Origin of the sequence: Methylobacterium sp. GXF4, assembly GCF_000272495.1 — a bacterium.
Classification (GTDB): domain Bacteria; phylum Pseudomonadota; class Alphaproteobacteria; order Rhizobiales; family Beijerinckiaceae; genus Methylobacterium; species Methylobacterium brachiatum.
In genome coordinates this window covers 1-16,316 of sequence record NZ_AKFK01000047.1, presented here as the reverse complement: position 1 = coordinate 16,316, position 16,316 = coordinate 1, and the positions used below count along the sequence as shown (strand labels likewise).

Annotated in this window: 19 protein-coding genes; 17 read left to right on the top strand and 2 right to left on the bottom strand. The window is 71.5% G+C overall.

What is annotated here, in order from left to right; translation table 11 throughout:
• Positions 1-109 precede the first annotated feature (109 nt).
• From WYO_RS05915 to phnE (WYO_RS05880), 8 genes are all read left to right on the top strand, one after another.
• Positions 110-1,258 carry a ceramide glucosyltransferase gene (locus tag WYO_RS05915; RefSeq protein WP_007560220.1) on the top strand — a complete coding sequence of 383 codons (1,149 nt, stop codon included), beginning with the start codon at positions 110-112 and terminating at the stop codon, positions 1,256-1,258.
• 25 nt (positions 1,259-1,283) lie between these two features.
• Positions 1,284-1,970: a DUF1045 domain-containing protein gene (locus tag WYO_RS05910; RefSeq protein ID WP_007560218.1), complete on the top strand. Its 687-nt coding sequence runs from the start codon at positions 1,284-1,286 to the stop codon at positions 1,968-1,970.
• Complete coding sequence (locus tag WYO_RS05905; protein WP_007560216.1) at positions 1,963-2,595, top strand: acetyltransferase; 633 nt, start codon at positions 1,963-1,965, stop codon at positions 2,593-2,595. Before WYO_RS05910 ends, WYO_RS05905 begins: the two co-directional genes overlap by 8 nt.
• A gap of 122 nt (positions 2,596-2,717) precedes the next feature.
• Positions 2,718-3,566 carry a phosphonate ABC transporter ATP-binding protein gene (gene phnC, locus WYO_RS05900; protein WP_007560215.1) on the top strand — a complete coding sequence of 283 codons (849 nt, stop codon included), beginning with the start codon at positions 2,718-2,720 and terminating at the stop codon, positions 3,564-3,566.
• A 114-nt stretch (positions 3,567-3,680) separates the two neighbouring features.
• Complete coding sequence (gene phnD, locus WYO_RS05895) at positions 3,681-4,607, top strand: phosphonate ABC transporter substrate-binding protein (RefSeq protein WP_007560213.1); 927 nt, start codon at positions 3,681-3,683, stop codon at positions 4,605-4,607.
• 103 nt (positions 4,608-4,710) lie between these two features.
• Positions 4,711-5,640 (top strand): phosphonate ABC transporter substrate-binding protein, encoded by a 930-nt coding sequence (gene phnD / locus WYO_RS05890; protein ID WP_007560211.1) that lies wholly within the window; start codon positions 4,711-4,713, stop codon positions 5,638-5,640.
• A gap of 25 nt (positions 5,641-5,665) precedes the next feature.
• Positions 5,666-6,547, top strand: coding sequence for a phosphonate ABC transporter, permease protein PhnE (phnE, locus tag WYO_RS05885; protein WP_007560209.1), 882 nt, complete (start codon positions 5,666-5,668; stop codon positions 6,545-6,547).
• On the top strand, positions 6,544-7,413 hold the full coding sequence (gene phnE, locus WYO_RS05880) for a phosphonate ABC transporter, permease protein PhnE (protein WP_007560207.1): 870 nt from the start codon (positions 6,544-6,546) through the stop codon (positions 7,411-7,413). Before phnE (WYO_RS05885) ends, phnE (WYO_RS05880) begins: the two co-directional genes overlap by 4 nt.
• 6 nt (positions 7,414-7,419) lie before the next feature.
• Here phnE (WYO_RS05880) and phnF read toward each other — a convergent pair whose 3' ends face one another.
• Positions 7,420-8,163 carry a phosphonate metabolism transcriptional regulator PhnF gene (gene phnF, locus WYO_RS05875; protein ID WP_007560205.1) on the bottom strand — a complete coding sequence of 248 codons (744 nt, stop codon included), beginning with the start codon at positions 8,161-8,163 and terminating at the stop codon, positions 7,420-7,422.
• 79 nt (positions 8,164-8,242) lie between these two features.
• On the opposite strand from phnF, the gene phnG reads away from it, so the two are divergent.
• The 9 genes from phnG to phnN all read left to right on the top strand — a co-directional run bounded on the left by phnG (position 8,243) and on the right by phnN (position 15,013).
• Positions 8,243-8,710, top strand: coding sequence for a phosphonate C-P lyase system protein PhnG (gene phnG / locus WYO_RS05870; protein ID WP_007560203.1), 468 nt, complete (start codon positions 8,243-8,245; stop codon positions 8,708-8,710).
• A 2-nt stretch (positions 8,711-8,712) separates the two neighbouring features.
• Positions 8,713-9,300, top strand: a complete 588-nt coding sequence (phnH, locus tag WYO_RS05865) for a phosphonate C-P lyase system protein PhnH (RefSeq protein ID WP_007560201.1) — start codon at positions 8,713-8,715, stop codon at positions 9,298-9,300.
• A 3-nt stretch (positions 9,301-9,303) separates the two neighbouring features.
• Positions 9,304-10,404, top strand: coding sequence for a carbon-phosphorus lyase complex subunit PhnI (locus WYO_RS05860; protein WP_007560198.1), 1,101 nt, complete (start codon positions 9,304-9,306; stop codon positions 10,402-10,404).
• An 11-nt stretch (positions 10,405-10,415) separates the two neighbouring features.
• Positions 10,416-11,291 (top strand): alpha-D-ribose 1-methylphosphonate 5-phosphate C-P-lyase PhnJ, encoded by an 876-nt coding sequence (locus tag WYO_RS05855; protein WP_039902374.1) that lies wholly within the window; start codon positions 10,416-10,418, stop codon positions 11,289-11,291.
• A complete protein-coding gene (locus tag WYO_RS05850; protein WP_007560194.1) occupies positions 11,288-11,764 on the top strand; it encodes a GNAT family N-acetyltransferase in 477 nt (158 codons plus the stop codon). Before WYO_RS05855 ends, WYO_RS05850 begins: the two co-directional genes overlap by 4 nt.
• On the top strand, positions 11,761-12,534 hold the full coding sequence (gene phnK, locus WYO_RS05845) for a phosphonate C-P lyase system protein PhnK (RefSeq protein ID WP_007560192.1): 774 nt from the start codon (positions 11,761-11,763) through the stop codon (positions 12,532-12,534). The genes WYO_RS05850 and phnK overlap by 4 nt, the downstream gene beginning before the upstream one ends.
• Entirely contained in the window at positions 12,531-13,235 is a 705-nt protein-coding gene (phnL, locus tag WYO_RS05840; RefSeq protein ID WP_007560190.1) for a phosphonate C-P lyase system protein PhnL, read from the top strand. Before phnK ends, phnL begins: the two co-directional genes overlap by 4 nt.
• A 111-nt stretch (positions 13,236-13,346) precedes the next feature.
• On the top strand, positions 13,347-14,483 hold the full coding sequence (locus WYO_RS05835; protein ID WP_007560188.1) for an alpha-D-ribose 1-methylphosphonate 5-triphosphate diphosphatase: 1,137 nt from the start codon (positions 13,347-13,349) through the stop codon (positions 14,481-14,483).
• A complete protein-coding gene (gene phnN, locus WYO_RS05830; protein WP_007560186.1) occupies positions 14,483-15,013 on the top strand; it encodes a phosphonate metabolism protein/1,5-bisphosphokinase (PRPP-forming) PhnN in 531 nt (176 codons plus the stop codon). The genes WYO_RS05835 and phnN overlap by 1 nt, the downstream gene beginning before the upstream one ends.
• 109 nt (positions 15,014-15,122) lie before the next feature.
• Here phnN and WYO_RS05825 read toward each other — a convergent pair whose 3' ends face one another.
• Positions 15,123-15,986, bottom strand: coding sequence for a porin family protein (locus tag WYO_RS05825; protein WP_007560184.1), 864 nt, complete (start codon positions 15,984-15,986; stop codon positions 15,123-15,125).
• Positions 15,987-16,316 lie beyond the last annotated feature (330 nt).

Below are 16,316 nucleotides of genomic sequence, written 5' to 3'. Positions count from 1 at the left end.
CGGTCCGGCCGCTAGAGCCGCGCCCGGACTGGGTGCGGCTCTAAGTCGTTGATGCGACGCGCGCTCGCCGGCGAGCCGGGCCGATCACGAGCGTACACGAGGGATCCGCATGATTGACCCCACGGTGTCGGCTTTGTCCCTCGGCGCGATCCTGGCCCTCGTCCAGATCGCCAGCATCGCGATCGCGGGCCGGCGCATCGGCCAGGTCCGCGGCGCCTCCACCTTCCCGGCCGGCGCCCCCGTATCCCTGGTCCGCCCGCTCCACGGGATCGAGGCGTTCAGCGACGAGATGCTGGCCCGCAGCTTCCACCTCGCCTATCCGGCCTACGAGCTGATCTTCTGCGTGGCCGATCCCGACGATCCGATCGTGCCGCGGGTGCAGCGCCTGATCGCCGACCACCCGCAGGTGCCGGCCCGGCTGATCCTCGGCGACGAGCGCATCAGCGACAATCCGAAGCTCAACAATTGCCTGCGCGGCTGGCGCGCCGCCGCGCATGACTGGGTCGTGCTGGCCGATTCCAATGTGGCCATGCCGCCGGACTACCTCCAGCGGCTCCAGGCGGCCTGGCGGGACGAGACCGGCCTCGTCTGCTCGACCCCGGCGGGCGCCCGTCCGGGCAGCTTCATGGCCGAGGTCGAATGCGCTTTCCTCAATACGCTGCAGGCGCGCTGGCAATACGCTGCCGAGGCGTTCGGCCTGGGCTTCGCGCAGGGCAAGAGCATGCTCTGGCACAAGCCCTTCCTGGAGGCCCAGGGCGGCCTGCAGGCGCTGGCCTCCGAGATCGCCGAGGACGCCGCCGCCACCAAGCTCGTGCGGGCGGCGGGCAAGCGCGTCCATCTGGTCGCGAGCCCGTTCGAGCAGCCGCTCGGGCCCCGCGGCTTCCGTGAGGTCTGGGCCCGGCAGCTGCGCTGGGCGCGGCTGCGGCGGGTGACCTTCCCGCTGTTCTTCGCCCCGGAGATCGGCAGCGGCGTCCTGCTGCCGGCGCTCCTGATCGCCCTCTGGGCCGGCAGCCTGACCGGGCTCGCGGGCGCTGCCGCCCTCGCCGGGCTGTGCTATGGCGCCGAAGACCGGCTCGCGGCCCGCGCGGGCTGGCATCGCGGGCCGCGGATGTGGGCGGCCTTCCTGGCGCGCGACGCCCTGATCCCGGCGATCTGGCTGGGGGCCTGGGTGCAGAGCGCCATCGTGTGGCGCGGCAACGCCATGGATGTGCGCCCCCGCCGGGCGAGCGTCGACCGCGCCTGCGCGCCGACGGCGTGACCGCGCGGGAGCCGGAGGTCGGGACATGACGCGCCGCTACGCCCTCTACTGGCTCCCCGCGCCCGGCTCGGGGCTCGCGGCCTTCGGCAATGCCGTGCTGGGCTACGACAACGTCGCCGGCGCCCCGGTCCCGCCTCCGGACGGGCTCGGCGACCTCGCCGCGGTCACCGCGGGGGCCCGGATCTACGGGTTCCACGCGACCCTCAAGGCGCCGATGCGCCTCGCCCCGGCGGCCGAGGAGGCCGACCTTCTCGCGACCGCCCGGGACCTTGCGGCCGGGCACCCGCCGGTTTCGCTCGGCCCGCTGCGGGTCGCGGCGCTCGGGCCGTTCCTCGCCCTGGTGCCCGACGCCCCGCCGCCGGAGCTCGGCCTGCTCGCCGCCGAATGCGTCGCCGCCCTCGATCCGCTGCGGGCGCCGCTCTCGGAGGCCGAGCGCGCCAAGCGCCGCCCGGAGCGCCTCGATCCGCGCGGCCGCGCGCTCCTGGCCCGCTGGGGCTACCCGTATGTCTTCGAAGCCTTCCGGTTCCACATGACGCTGACCGATGCCCTGCCGGAGCCCGGCCGCGCCGCCTGGCTGCGCCGGCTGACCGAGGCCTACGCCGCCTCCGGGCCGGAACCCGTGGTGATCGACGCCGTGTGCCTCCTGTCCCAGGACGGGTCCGAGCCGTTCCGGCTCCTGGCGCGCCTGCCCTTCGGGGGCGCCCATGGCTGAGCATTATCTGGGCCTCACGCCCGCGATCGACCCGAGCGCCCGGGTCACCGAGTGTCATCTCGGCCGCTACACCGAGGTCGGCGCCCGCACGCGCCTGACCGAGACCGTCCTCGACGATTATTCCTACATCAGCCAGGACGGCGAGGTGATCTACACCACCATCGGCAAGTTCTGCTCGATCGCGTCCCACGTCCGGATCAACCCGGGCAACCACCCGATGGAGCGCGCGAGCCAGGCGCATTTCACCTATCGGGCCCATGCCTACTGGCCGGAGGAGGTGGACGAGGAATCCTTCTTCGAGCGCCGCCGGTCCAGCCCGGTGACCATCGGCCACGATGTCTGGATCGGCCACGGGGTCGTCGTGCTGCCCGGCCGCACCATCGGCACCGGCGCCGTAATCGGCGCGGGGGCGATCGTGACCCGCGACGTGCCGGCCTACACGATCGTCGTCGGCAACCCGGCCCGTCCGGTGCGGCGCCGCTTTCCGGAGCCGATCGCCGAGCGCCTGGAGCGACTCGCCTGGTGGGACTGGGACCACGAGCGCCTGCGCCGCGCGCTGCCGGATTTCCGCACGCTCTCGATCGAGGATTTCCTGGAGCGGTACACAAGTTGGTCCGGGACATAGAGCACAGCGCTCTGCGCGGCCGCTGCTTTGGTGCGCCGACTAAATAACTCGGATGGTATTCGTCATCCAATCGTCGTCGAAGAGGCGTTTAGCTGCGCGCATTCCGCAGCGGATGGACATGAATGCTCGTCGTCGAGGATCTCACGCGTCAGTACGGCGGCCGCCGGGCCGTGGACGGTGTCTCGTTGCAGATCGAGCGCGGGACCTTCGTGGGCGTGATCGGCCGGTCTGGAGCCGGCAAATCGACACTTCTGCGCCTGATCAACCGGCTTGCCGACCCGAGCTCGGGCCGCATCCTCTATGACGGCCGCGACGTCACCGGCCTGACGGGCCGGGCCCTGCGGGAATGGCGCACCCGCTGCGCCATGATCTTCCAGCAATTCAACCTGGTCGGCCGGCTGGACGTGATGAACAACGTCCTGATGGGCCGACTCAGCCATGTGCCGACCCATCGGTCCCTGCTCCGGATGTGGTCCGACGAGGACCGGGCCATGGCGCTCGCCGCCCTCGAGAGCTTCGACATGGGCGAGTTCGCCGGCCAGCGGGCCGACGGCCTGTCGGGCGGGCAGCAACAGCGCGTCGCCATCGCCCGGGCCCTCGTGCAGGAGCCGGAGATCCTGCTGGCCGACGAGCCGGTGGCGTCCCTGGATCCGCGCAACACCCGCCTGGTGATGGACGCGTTGGCGGCGGTGAACCGGCGCTACGGCATCACGGTCCTGTGCAACCTGCACTCGCTCGACCTCGCCCGCGCCTATTGCGACCGCCTCGTCGGGCTCGCCGCCGGCCGGGTGGTGTTCGATGGCGGCCCGTTCGACCTCACCGAGGACGTGGCGCGCCGCCTCTACGGCCTGGAGGCCGGCGAGGTGCTGGACGATTCCGCCGAGCGCGAGGCGGAGCAGCGGGCGGCCATGCCGGGGCTCCCGGGCCTCGTGCCGGTCCAGCCCATCCGCGAGGCCGCCATCGGCGCCTGAGCCGGCGGCGTCGGGACCAAAACGCTAGAAATGACAGGGCGGGGAAGCGCCTGGCTTGGTGTGCCGATTGCGGTCGGCCGATCCAGCGCCTGATACGGATCTGGGACTCACACGATGATCACCCGACGCACCCTCGCCGCCGCGGCAGCGCTCGCGCTGCTCGGCCTGCCGGCCGCCGCCCAGGATTGGAAGGCCAAGTATCCCGAGCTGAGCCTGGGGGTGATCCCCGCGGAGAACGCCAGCGGCACGGCCGACCGTTACGCGCCCCTGACCGCTTACCTGACCAAGGCGCTCGGCGTGCCGGTGAAGCTGCGGGTCGCCAGCGACTACGCCGCGGTGATCGAGGGCCAGCGCGCCGGCAACATCCAGATCGCGTTCTACGGGGCGGCCTCGCTCGCCCGTGCCGCGATGACCGGGGTAAAGCTCGAGCCGATGGTGAGCCCGGTGCACGAGACCGGAACCGCGGGCTATTACTCGGTGATCTACGCCCTGGCCTCCAGCCCGTACAAGACGGTCGAGGACCTCAAGGGCAAGAAGCTCGCCCTGGTCGATCCGAACTCCACCTCCGGCAACCAGGCGCCGCGCTTCTTCCTGAAGCAGGCCGGCTACGACGTCGACACGCATTTCGGCAAGGCCGTCTATGCCGGGAGCCACGAGAACGCCGTTCTGGCCCTGACCCAGGGCACCGTGGATGCGGCGGCGAACTTCTGGAACTCCGAGACGGACAGCAATCTCACGCGCATGCTCACCAAGGGCGTCGTGAAGGACGCCGCCGGCAAGCCGATGCAGAAGTCGGACTTCCGCATCGTGTTCAAGTCCGGCGCCCTGCCCGGGGACGCTTACGCCGTGCTGGCCACCCTGCCCGACGACCTGAAGGCCAGGATCCGCCAGGCCTTCGTCGATCTGCCCAAGGCCGACACGGCGGCGTTCAACCGGCTCTCCGACGGCAAGGATCTCGGCGTCACCCCGGTGACGCTCAAGGACTACCAGCCGGTCATGGACATGCTGAAGGCCAACGACGAGCAGCGCAAACGCTCCTGATCCGGGCTTTCACCCGGTTCGCGCCGCGTTGCGGGCGCCACCGCCTCACCACCGGCATGCCGCCGCCCGGCGGCCGGCCGATCCATCACCCGAGGACCACACGATGATCACCCGACGCACCCTCGCCGCCGCGGCCGCGGCGCTCGCCCTCCTCGGCCTGCCGGCCGCCGCCCAGGACTGGAAGGCCAAGTATCCCGAGCTGACCCTGGCGGTCATCCCGATGGAGAATGCCAGCGGCACCAACGACCGCTACGCCCCCCTGGCGAACTACCTGAGCAAGGCGGTCGGCGTGCCGGTGAAGCTGCGGGTCGCCAGCGACTACGCCGCCGTGATCGAGGGCCAGCGCGCCGGCAACATCCACATCGCGTTCTACGGGCCGGCTTCCTTCGCCCGGGCCGTGATGACCGGCGTGAAGGTCGATCCGATGGTGAACCCGCAGCACGAGACCGGCGCGTCGGGTTATTACTCGGTGATCTACACGCTGGCCTCCAGCCCGTACAAGACGATCGAAGACCTCAAGGGCAAGAACCTCGCCCTGGTCGATCCGAACTCCACCTCCGGCAACCAGGCCCCGCGCTTCTTCCTGAAGCGGGCCGGCTTCGACGTGGACAAGCATTTCGCCAAGGCGGTGTTTGCCGGCAGCCACGAGAATGCCGTCCTGGCCCTGACCCAGGGCACCGTCGACGCCGCCGCGAACCTGTGGAACTCCGAGACCGACTCGATCGTGACCCGCATGATCACGAAGGGCATGCTGAAGAAGCCCGACGGCACGCCGATGCAGAAGTCGGATTTCCGGGTGGTGTTCAAGTCCGACTTCCTGCCGGAGGGCCCCTATGCCGTGCTGGCGAGCCTGCCGGACGACCTGAAGGCCAAGATCCGCCAGGCCTTCCTCGACATGCCGACCGCCGACAAGGCGGCGTTCGACAAGCTGTCCGACGGCAAGGATCTCAGCCTCACCCCGGTGACGCTCAAGGATTACCAGCCGATCATCGACATGCTGAAGTTCAACGACGAGCAGTGCAAGAAGTCCTGATCGCAAGCCTGATCGGAAACCCGCCTTGCGCGGCCTGACACCCCTGCCGCTGGAGCGGGAAGCCGCCCTCTCCGGCCTGTACGCGGCGGCGAGCGGCGCCGCCCGCCGCCGCACGCTCGCGAGCTTCGCCGTCGTGGCGGTGCTGGCGCTGCTCGCGGCCCTCGCCGCCGAAGTGCGGCCGCTCGTCTTCGCCGAGAATATCGGCAAGTTCACCGCCTATCTCGCGCAGATCTGGCCGCCCGTCGGTCTCGAGCATCCGCTTGAGGATGTGCGCGCCTGGTACTGGGGCCTGCCCAAATGGCTCGCCCTGCTCGGCGAGACCGTGCTGATGGCCTATCTCGGCACCTTGCTGGGCGGCCTCGCGGGCTTCGCCCTCAGCTTCGTGGCCGCCGCCAACCTGGTGCGGTCGCCCACGGTGCGCTTCATCGCCAAGCGCTTCCTCGAGGTGTGCCGCACGATTCCCGACGTGGTGTTCGCGCTGCTGTTCGTCATCGCCTTCGGGCTCGGCCCGATGGTCGGCGTGCTGGCCCTGGCGGTCCACACCACCGGGGCGCTCGGCAAGCTGTTCTCCGAGGTGGTCGAGAATATCGACATGCGGCCGGTCGAGGGCCTGTCGGCCTCGGGGGCCAGCTGGATCGAGACCGTGCGCTTCGCCGTGCTGCCGCAGGTCCTGTCAAACTTCGCCTCCTACGCGCTGCTGCGCTTCGAGATCAACGTGCGCGGGGCGGCGGTGCTGGGCTTCGTCGGCGCCGGCGGCATCGGGCAGGAGTTTCTGGCCGCGATCCGCAACTTCTACTACGCGGATGTCAGCGCGATCCTCGGCCTGATCATCCTCACCGTCATTTGCATCGACCTCGCCACCGAGCAGGTCCGCCACCGGCTGACCGGCACCGAGGAGGCCCGATGAGCAAGGCCCGCTCCGAAACCCTGCGGGCCGAGGCTCGGGCCGAGCTCGCGCGCCTGCGCGCCCGCTACCCGGCGCAGTTCCGGACGGATTGGCCCGCGCGCCTGCGCGCCGCGCTGCTTCTCGGCGGCCTGATCGGGCTGGCCGGCTTCGGCGCCTGGCAGTTCGAGATGTCGCCCGCGCGCCTCCTCTACGGGCTCGGGCGCCTCGGCTCCTTCGCGCTGCTGATGCTGCCGCCCTCGCCGGAGGGGCATCTCGGCACCTTCGTGCACGCCCTGGGCGAGACGCTGGGCATCGCCTTCCTGGGCACCCTGACGGCGGCGATCCTGGCCTTCCCGGTGGCGCTGCTCGCCGCCCGCAACGTCGTGCCCAACCTGTTCGCGCATTTCGCCGTGCGCCGGGGCCTCGACGTGATGCGCTCGGTCGACGTGCTGATCTGGGCGCTGATCTGGATCAACGTCGTCGGCCTCGGCCCCTTCGCGGGGATGCTCGCCATCGCGTGCTCGGATTTCGGGGCGTTCGGCAAGCTGTTCTCCGAGGCGATCGAGACCTGCGACCGGCGGCCGGGCGAGGGCGTCGTCGCCTCGGGCGGCTCGGCCCTGCACCGCATCCGCTTCGGGCTGATCCCCGGGGTGCTGCCGGTGCTGGCGAGCCAGGTGCTGTATTTCTTCGAATCGAACACCCGCTCGGCCACGATCATCGGCATCGTCGGGGCGGGCGGCATCGGCCAGTACCTGACCGAGCTGATCCGCGTCCTGGAGCTGCAGCAGGTCGCGTTCCTGGTGCTGATGATCCTCGCCACCGTGGCGGCGATCGACTGGGTCTCGACCCGCCTGCGCCGGGCGATCATCGGGCCGGCGGCGCGCTGAGCGATTTCAGCCGCCGATCACCAGCTCGACCCGGTCGGCGGCGAACAGCGTGCGGTTCGCCTGGATCGGCACGCCCGCGGAGTCGATGTTGACGCTCGACACCACCATGACCACCCGCCCGGGGGCGATGTCGAGGCGCTCCGCCTCCTGGGCATCGGCCGGACGGGCGCGGATCCGCGTCGAGAGGCGGGTGTAATCGTGGACCCCGCAGGCCGCGAAGGCGCGGGTGATCGAGCCGCGCTCGGCGTAAGCTGCGGCGAAGCCGGAAAAGCGCGGCAGGGGCAGCCAGGTCTGCGCGGTCGAGATCGGGGCATCGTCCGCCCGGTGGATCGTCAGCAATTCGAGGATGGGCGCACCCGGCTCGATCGCCAGCGCCGCCGCCTGCTTGGGGCCGGCCGGGACGATGGCCGAGGCGAGCAGGTCGCCCCAGGCCTCGCGCCCGGCCCCGGTGACGATCTCGGAGAAGCGGGTGCGCGGGCCGATCGGGTAGGCGAGCGGCGCCTCCTCCACGAAGGTGCCGCGCCCCTGGCTGGCGCGCACGAGGCCGCTCTCGGCCAGGGCGGCGAGCGCCCGCCGCACCGTGTGCCGGTTGACCGCGAAGCGCGCGGCGAGCGCCGCCTCGGTCGGCATCTGCTGGCCCGGCGCGTAGCGCCCGGCCGCGATATCGGCGGTCAGCGCGTCGGCGATCTGCCGCCACGCCGTCAGCCCCTCGCCCCGGACGAGGCCGGGCGCCTGCTCCTGTGCATCCATCCTGTCATCCAAACTTCATTTGCGCCCGGCACGCTAGTTGTCTACACGACTAGACAACAGATCGACAGAGGGATTCGCGATGGCGACGAGCCCGCTTCACCAAGGCCCCGATGAGAGTGCGGCCCGCCGGGCCGTGATGGCGCTCTGCGCCGATGCGAGCCGGGACGACCTCGACGCCGCCTTGCAGACCCTCGCAGCCCCGCCCATCGAGGACCTGCGCCCGCCCGAGACCGGGCTGGTGATGGCCACGGGCCGAATCGGCGGCGACGGGCGGCCGTTCAATCTCGGCGAGGTCAGCGTGACCCGGGCGGCGATCCGGCTCCCCGACGGGGCCACCGGCTTCGCCTACCATCTCGGCCGCGACCGCATGAAGGCGCGGCTCGCCGCCACCCTCGACGCGCTCTGGCAGGATCCGTCCCGTCGCGCCCGGGTCGAGGACGCGCTCCGGTCGGCTGCCGAGAAGGCCGAGGCCGCCCGCCATCGGGCGGCCCGTCGCACCGCCGCCACCCGCGTCGATTTCCTGACGCTGGCCCGCGGGGAGGATTGAGCATGCTCGCACCCGGCTTCGCCGATCCGGTCCACGACGCGCAGGGGACGTTCCGCGCCGTGATGGATGCCCTCGCCCGCCCGGGCCTGCCCCGGCGCCTCGAGGCCGGGCTGGAACCCCCGGCGCCGCTGACCCCGGAACTCGCCGCCATCGCGCTGGCGCTCACCGATGCCGACACACCGGTCTGGCTCGATTCCGGCCTCGCGGCCGCGCCCGAGGTCGCCGCCTATCTCCGCTTCCACACCGGGGCGCCGCTCACCGACGACCCGGCCCGGGCGGCCTTCGCGCTGATCCGCGATCCGGCCCGATGCCCGCCGTTCGTCCGCTTCGCGCCGGGCACGCCGGCCTATCCCGACACCTCGACCACCCTGGTGCTGGCTCTGGACACGATCACGGCCGGGGAGGGGCTGCGTCTCACCGGTCCCGGGATCGACGGTACGACGCGGATCGCGCTCGCGCCTCTGCCGGAGCGGTTCGTCGGGCAGCTGGCCGAGAACCGCGCCGGGTTCCCCCTGGGAATCGACCTGATCCTCACCGCCCCCGGCCGCGTCGCCGGCCTCCCGCGCTCCACCGCCGTCACGGAGAGCTGACCGATGTATGTGGCTGTGAAGGGCGGCGAGGCCGCCATCGACAACGCCCACCGGCTGCTCGCCGAGACCCGCCGGGGCGACCCGGCCGTGCCGGAACTCACCGTCGCGCAGATCCGCGAGCAGATGACGCTCCTGGTCGACCGGGTGATGGCCGAGGGCTCGCTCTACGATCCCGACCTCGCCGCGCTGGCCCTCAAGCAGTCCCGCGGCGACGTGGTCGAGGCGGTCTTCCTGGTCCGCGCCTTCCGGACGACGCTGCCGCGGTTCGGCGCCTCGAAGCCGGTCGATACCGGCGCCATGGCGGTGGCGCGGCGGGTCTCGGCGACCTTCAAGGACCTGCCCGGCGGCCAGGTGCTCGGGCCGACCTTCGACTACACCCACCGGCTGATCGACTTCGCGCTCGCCGGCGCGGGCACGGTCGAGCCCGCCGCCGAGGCCGAGCCGCGCGACGATGCCGGCACCTGCCCGCGGGTCACCGACTTGCTGGCCCAGGACGGCCTGATCGAGCCTTCGCCTCCGGATGATGGCGCCCCCGTGGGCGACCTCACCCGGGAGCCGGTGGATTACCCGGCCGACCGGGCCCTGCGCCTCCAGGCCCTGGCCCGGGGCGACGAGGGCTTCGTCCTCGGCCTCGGCTACTCGACCCAGCGCGGCTACGGCCGCACTCACCCGTTCGTGGGCGAGGTCCGGGTCGGCGACGTGGCGGTGGAGTTCGTGCCGGAGGAGCTGGGCTTCCCGGTTCCGCTCGGCCGGATCCGGCTCACCGAGTGCCAGATGGTCAACCAGTTCTCGGGCTCCGGGACGACGCCGCCCCAATTCACCCGCGGCTACGGGCTCACCTTCGGGCAGAGCGAGCGCAAGGCGATGGCCATGGCCCTGGTCGACCGGGCGCTGCGGGCGGCGGAGCTCGGCGAGCCCGTGACGAGCCCGGCCCAGGACCAGGAATTCGTGCTCGCCCATTGCGACAGCCTCCAGGCCACCGGCTTCGTCGAGCACCTGAAGCTGCCCCACTACGTCGACTTCCAGGCGGAGCTGGAGCTGGTCCGGCGCCTGCGCGCCGAGTTTTTTCGAGATTCAGACAGCGTGCAGGAGGCGGCCGAGTGAGCGCGACAGCGATGATCGAGCCGAGCCGATCCGAAGCCGGCTACAATTTCGCCTACCTCGACGAGGGCACCAAGCGGATGATCCGCCGGGCCATCCTCAAGGCCATCGCGGTGCCGGGCTACCAGGTGCCGTTCGCCTCCCGGGAGATGCCGATGCCCTACGGCTGGGGCACCGGCGGCGTGCAGGTCACGGCGGCGGTCCTGGGGCGCGCGGACGTGCTCAAGGTGATCGACCAGGGCGCCGACGACACCACCAACGCGGTCTCGATCCGGCGCTTCTTCGCCCGCACCTCCGGGGTCGCCACCACCACCCGGACCACCGAGGCGACGATCATCCAGACCCGCCACCGCATCCCGGAGACGCCCCTGCGCGAGGGCCAGGTGCTGGTCTACCAGGTGCCGATCCCCGAGCCTCTGCGCTTCCTCGAGCCGCGCGAGACCGAGACCCGCCAGCTCCACGCCCTGCGCGAGTACGGCGCCATGCACGTGAAGCTCTACGAGGATATCAGCCGCCACGGCCACATCGCCACCACCTACGCCTACCCGGTGGAGGTCGCCGGCCGCTACGTGATGGACCCGTCGCCGACGCCGAAATTCGACAACCCGAAGATGGATGATTGCCCGGCCCTGCAGCTGTTCGGGGCGGGGCGCGAGCGGCGCATCTACGCGGTGCCGCCCTACACCTCGGTGCGCAGCCTCGACTTCGAGGACCATCCGTTCCGGGTGCAGCAATTCGACCAGCCCTGCGCCCTGTGCGGCGCCGAGGGCGTCTATCTCGACGAGATGCTGCTCGACGATGCCGGCCGGCGGATGTTCGTCTGCTCGGACACCGACCATTGCGAGGGGCGCCGCGCGGACGGCCATGTCGGCACGGGAGACGCGGTATGACCGGCCTCACGGTCCGCCGGGCCGGAAAGCCCGACCTTCCGGCTGTCCTCGCCCTCTACGCCGAGCTGAATGCCGGCCGGGTGGCGACAAGCGATCAGGCCGAGGCGCTCCTCGACCGGATCGTCACAGCCTATCCCGATTACGGGCTCTACGTGGCGGAGGTCGACGGCGGGATCGTCGGCACCTTCTGCCTCGTCATCCTCGACAACATCGCCCATTGGGGCATGCCGTCGGCCCTCGTCGAGAGTGTGGTGGTCGCGTCCGGGCATCGCGGCGGCGGCCTCGGCCGGGCGATGATGCGCGAGGCGTTCCGCATCGCCCAGGCCCGGGGCTGCTACAAGCTCGCCCTGTCCTCGAATGTCGACGCCAAGCCGGCGCACGCCTTCTACGAGAGCCTCGGCTTCGAGCGCTACGGCTACAGCTTCCGCCTTGATCCGCCCTTCGTGCCCGACGCCGCAGAGGTGACCCGATGAGCGAGCCCCTGCTGCAGGTTCGCGGCCTGACCAAGCGCTACGGCGCGCGCCTCGGCTGCGCCGACGTGTCGTTCGACCTCGATCCCGGCGAGGTGCTGGCGATCGTGGGTGAATCCGGCTCCGGCAAGTCGACGCTGCTCTCCCTCGTCGCCACCGAGCTGGCGCCGGATGCCGGGACGGTCTCCTACCGGATGCGCGACGGCGTGCTGCGCGACCTCGCCGGCCTGAGCGAGGCCGAGCGCCGGGCGCTGATGCGCACCGACTGGGGCTTCGTGCGCCAGGACGCGGCCCAGGGCCTGCGCATGACGGTCTCGGCCGGCGGCAATGTCGGCGAGCGCCTGATGGGGGTCGGCGAGCGCCATTACGGCCACATCCGCGGGCAGGCGCTCGACTGGCTCGGCCGGGTCGAGATCGCCGCCGACCGGATCGACGATCCGCCGACGCGCTTCTCCGGCGGCATGCGCCAGCGCCTGCAGATCGCCCGCAACCTCGTCACCGGCCCGAGGCTGGTGCTGATGGACGAGCCGACCTCGGGGCTCGACGTCTCGGTCCAGGCCCGGCTGCTCGACCTGATCCGGCGGCTCTCGGCCGAGCTCGGCCTGGCGGTGATCATCGTCACCCACGACCTCGCGGTGGCGCGGCTGCTCTCGCACCGGATCATCGTCATGCGCGCCGGCCGGGTGATCGAGACCGGCCTGACCGACCGGGTGCTCGACGATCCCGAGCACGCCTACACCCAGCTCCTCGTCTCCTCGGTGCTCGCCGCATGACCGCGCTTCTGACCTTCCAGGACGTCGCCAAGAGCTTCACCCTGCACCTGCGCGGCGGCGTCGTTCTTCCGGTGGTGGGCGGGGTGAGCCTCTCGGTGGCGCCGGGCGAGTGCGTGGTGCTCGGCGGCCCCTCCGGGGCGGGCAAGTCCTCTCTCCTGAAGATGGCCTACGGCAATTACCGCTGCGATGCCGGCGCGATCCTGGTCCGCGACGGCGACGCGGTGGTGGACGTGGTACGGGCCGATCCGCGCCGGATGCTGGCCCTGCGGGCGCGGGTCATCGCCTACGTGTCGCAGTTCCTGCGGGTGATCCCCCGGGTCTCGACCCTCGACGTGGTCGAGGCCGCCGGCCGCGAGGGCGGCCTGTCCGAGGACGCGGCGCGCGCGCGGGCGCAGGATCTGCTGGCCCGGCTCAACCTGCCCGAGCGGCTCTGGAGCCTCCCGCCCGCCACCTTCTCCGGCGGCGAGCAGCAGCGGGTGAACATCGCCCGGGGGCTGATCGCCGACCGGCCGCTGCTCCTGCTCGACGAGCCCACCGCCTCCCTCGACGCCAGCAACCGCGCCGTGGTGGCCGCGCTCGTGCGCGAGAAGCTGGCCGCCGGGGCCGGCGTGCTCGGCATCTTTCACGACAGCGAGATGCGCGATGCTGTGGCGACGCGAATCGTCGACGTGACGCGCTTCGCGCAAGCCCGGGCGGCCTAGCGCGGCGTGGCGGGAATCGGAGCCGGCACGACGCGCTAGACCTGTGATTCACATCGTCTTTTTCCGAACGCTGGATGCCACCGTGCGGGACGAGGCTGTAGAGGAGTTCCGATGAGCGACCTGATCCTCGAGAACGCGATCCTGGTCCTGCCGGACCGGGTCGAGCACGGCTGGCTCGCCGTGACCGACGGACTCATCGCGGAGATCGGCACCGGGCGCGCGCCCGAGCGCGGCCTCGACCTCGGCGGCGACCACCTGATCCCCGGGCTGATCGAGCTGCACACCGATCACCTCGAGAGCCACTTCGCGCCCCGGCCCAAGGTCCGCTGGCATCCCCTCGGCGCGGTGCTCGCCTACGACGCGCAGATCACCGCCTCGGGCATCACCACGGTGTTCGATTCCCTGCGCGCCGGCAGCGACCCCGACGGCAGCGGTCTCGGCTCCGAGCTGAAGCAGCTCGCCGCGGCGATCGAGACCGCGCGCGCCGGCGACCTGTTCCGGGCCGAGCACTACACGCATCTGCGCTGCGAGCTGCCGTCCGCGGACGTGCTCGACACGGTGGCGGATTTCAACGCGCGCTACCCGATCGGCCTGATCTCGCTGATGGACCACACCCCGGGCCAGCGCCAGTTCCGGGATATGGAGAAGTACTACACCTACGCCACGCGGGGCGGCCGCACCCTGGAGGAGATCCGGGTCAACACCGAGCGCAAGATCCGGGAGGGGCAGGCGCTGAACGGCCGCAACCGTCCGGCCCTGGTCCAGTTCGCCCAGGAGATGGGCATCCCCCTGGCGAGCCACGACGACACGACCCTGGCCGATGTCGAGCTCGCCGCCGGCGAGGGCGTGGCGCTGGCCGAGTTCCCGACCACCCTGGAGGCCGCCGAGGCCGCCCACGGGCGCGGGATCACCGTGATGATGGGCGCGCCGAACCTGATCCGCGGCGGCTCGCATTCCGGCAACGTCGCCGCCCTGGCGCTGGCCGAGGCCGGCCATCTCGACATCCTGTCGTCGGATTACGTGCCGGCGAGCCTGCTGATGGCAGCGTTCCTGCTGCCCGAGCAGGCGCCCGCGATCTCGCTGCCGCAGGCGCTGGCCACCGTCACGGCCAATCCCGCCCGTGCCACCGGCCTGACCGACCGCGGCGCCCTGCAGGCGGGCCTGCGGGCCGACCTGGTGCGGGTCCAGCGCGCGGAAGGGGTGCCGGTGGTCCGGGAGGTCTGGCGCGCCGGCCAGCGGGTCGCCTGATGGCGGGCTGCCTGGTCCTGGTGGTCGGCCCGAGCGGCGCCGGCAAGGATACGCTGATCCGGCTGGCCCGGGCGGAGCTGGCGGGCGACCCGCGCTACGTCTTCCCCCGCCGCCTCGTGACCCGGCCGCCCTCCGGCGACGAGGACAACGACGAGATCGACGCGGCCGCCTTCGAGACCGGCTGCGCGTCCGGCGCCTTCACCCTGCATTGGCGCGCCCACGGCCTCGGCTACGCGATTCCCGCGCAGGCCGCCGATCTCGCCGCCGGCGGGCATGTCGTGGTCTGCAACGTCTCGCGCCGCATCGTCGAGGAGGCCCGGGGCGGCACCGTTCCGGTCAGCGTGGTCGAGGTTACGGCGCCCCCCGAGATTCTGGCCAGCCGCATCGCGGCCCGCAATCGTCCGGAGGACGGCGACCTCGCCGCGCGCCTGGCCCGCGAGGCCCGGGTCCGGGCCGACCTGACCATCCTCAACACCGGCACGCCGGACGAAGCGGCGGCCCGGCTCATCGCGCATCTGCGCGCCTGCTAGGCCGTCTCGCGACAGCCCGAAAACAAGACGGGCGCGCGCCGATCCCGGCACGCGCCCGCGAATGTCAGCCCGGGCGGTTCGCTCCCGGGCTGCGCCTTTCGGCTCGGTCCTAGAAGCCGCCGAACTTGTAGTTGAAGCCGGCGCGGACGATGCTGCCCTCGGTCCGGAAGCGCGAGATGTACGAGCCGTTGCCGACGCCCGGAAGCGCGGCGACGAGGACGCTCTGGCTGCCGAGGTCGTAGTGCAGGTACTCGGCCTTGATGGTCACGGCGTCGTACTTGATGCCGAGATACTTGCCGACCGCGAAGTTGTTCAGGAAGCTGTCGGTCGGGATCGCGAACTCGATGCCGCCGCCATAGGCGAAGCCGGTCTTGAAGTCGTCATAGCGGCCGGCGAACTGCAGGGCGCCGCCCGGGGTGTAGAAGTTCGCGTCGTGGAACAGGTTGCCGTAGGCGAGACCGCCCATGCCGTAGACCAGGACCCGGTCGAAGGCGTAGCCGGCGCGGCCGGTGAGGGTGCCGAGCCAGTCGAGGCTCTGGCGGAACTGGCTGAGGTTCGGCGGGCCGCCGGCGACGTTACCGGTGCCGAGCACGACCCGGTTCTTGGTGATGTCGGTCCAGTCGATGCTGTTGGCGATACCGACCACGATGCCGGAGCCCGGCGTGAACTGATAGTTGTAGCCGGCGGTGCCGCCGATGTTGGCGAAGCCGTCCTGCGTGGTCGAGGTCACGGCCGGGCGGCGGCCCAGCGCGACGTTGGCGGCGTTGCCCGGCAGGACGCCGACCGTGGTGATGCGCTCGCGGTCGGTGAAGGTGTAGGCCGACTCGAGACCCGCGTAGAAGCCCGTCCAGGTGAAGACCGGAACCGGAGTGAAGACCGGCGGCGGCGCGGCGCGACGCGGCAGGTCGGCAGCGACGGCGGCCGTCGAGACCAGCGCCGTGGCGGCGGTGGCGAGGAGGAACTTCTTCATCATGTTTGCGGGACCCGGGTGACCAGTGGTTGTCGCCACTTAAGCTCGGCCGCTTCAGATCCGCTATGCCCTGCAAGCCACACTGTGTCTCGAAAGTGTCCACTGGAAGTGGTGAGCATCAGTATCCGCGCGGTCCAATGTGGCGGCTCGGCGCTTGACAGACGGCGTCGCACCGGGGGCCTCGTGCGCGCCGGACCTTGATCGCGAGCGGCCGAGCCTCTAAGCGGACCGCGTTTTTCGCCCCTCTTCACGTTCGGGGCGGCCGACCAGGATCCGGGGAACAGCGTGGTCCCCGCCGCAGGAATGGGAATCATGGGCAAGGAAAAGTTCTCC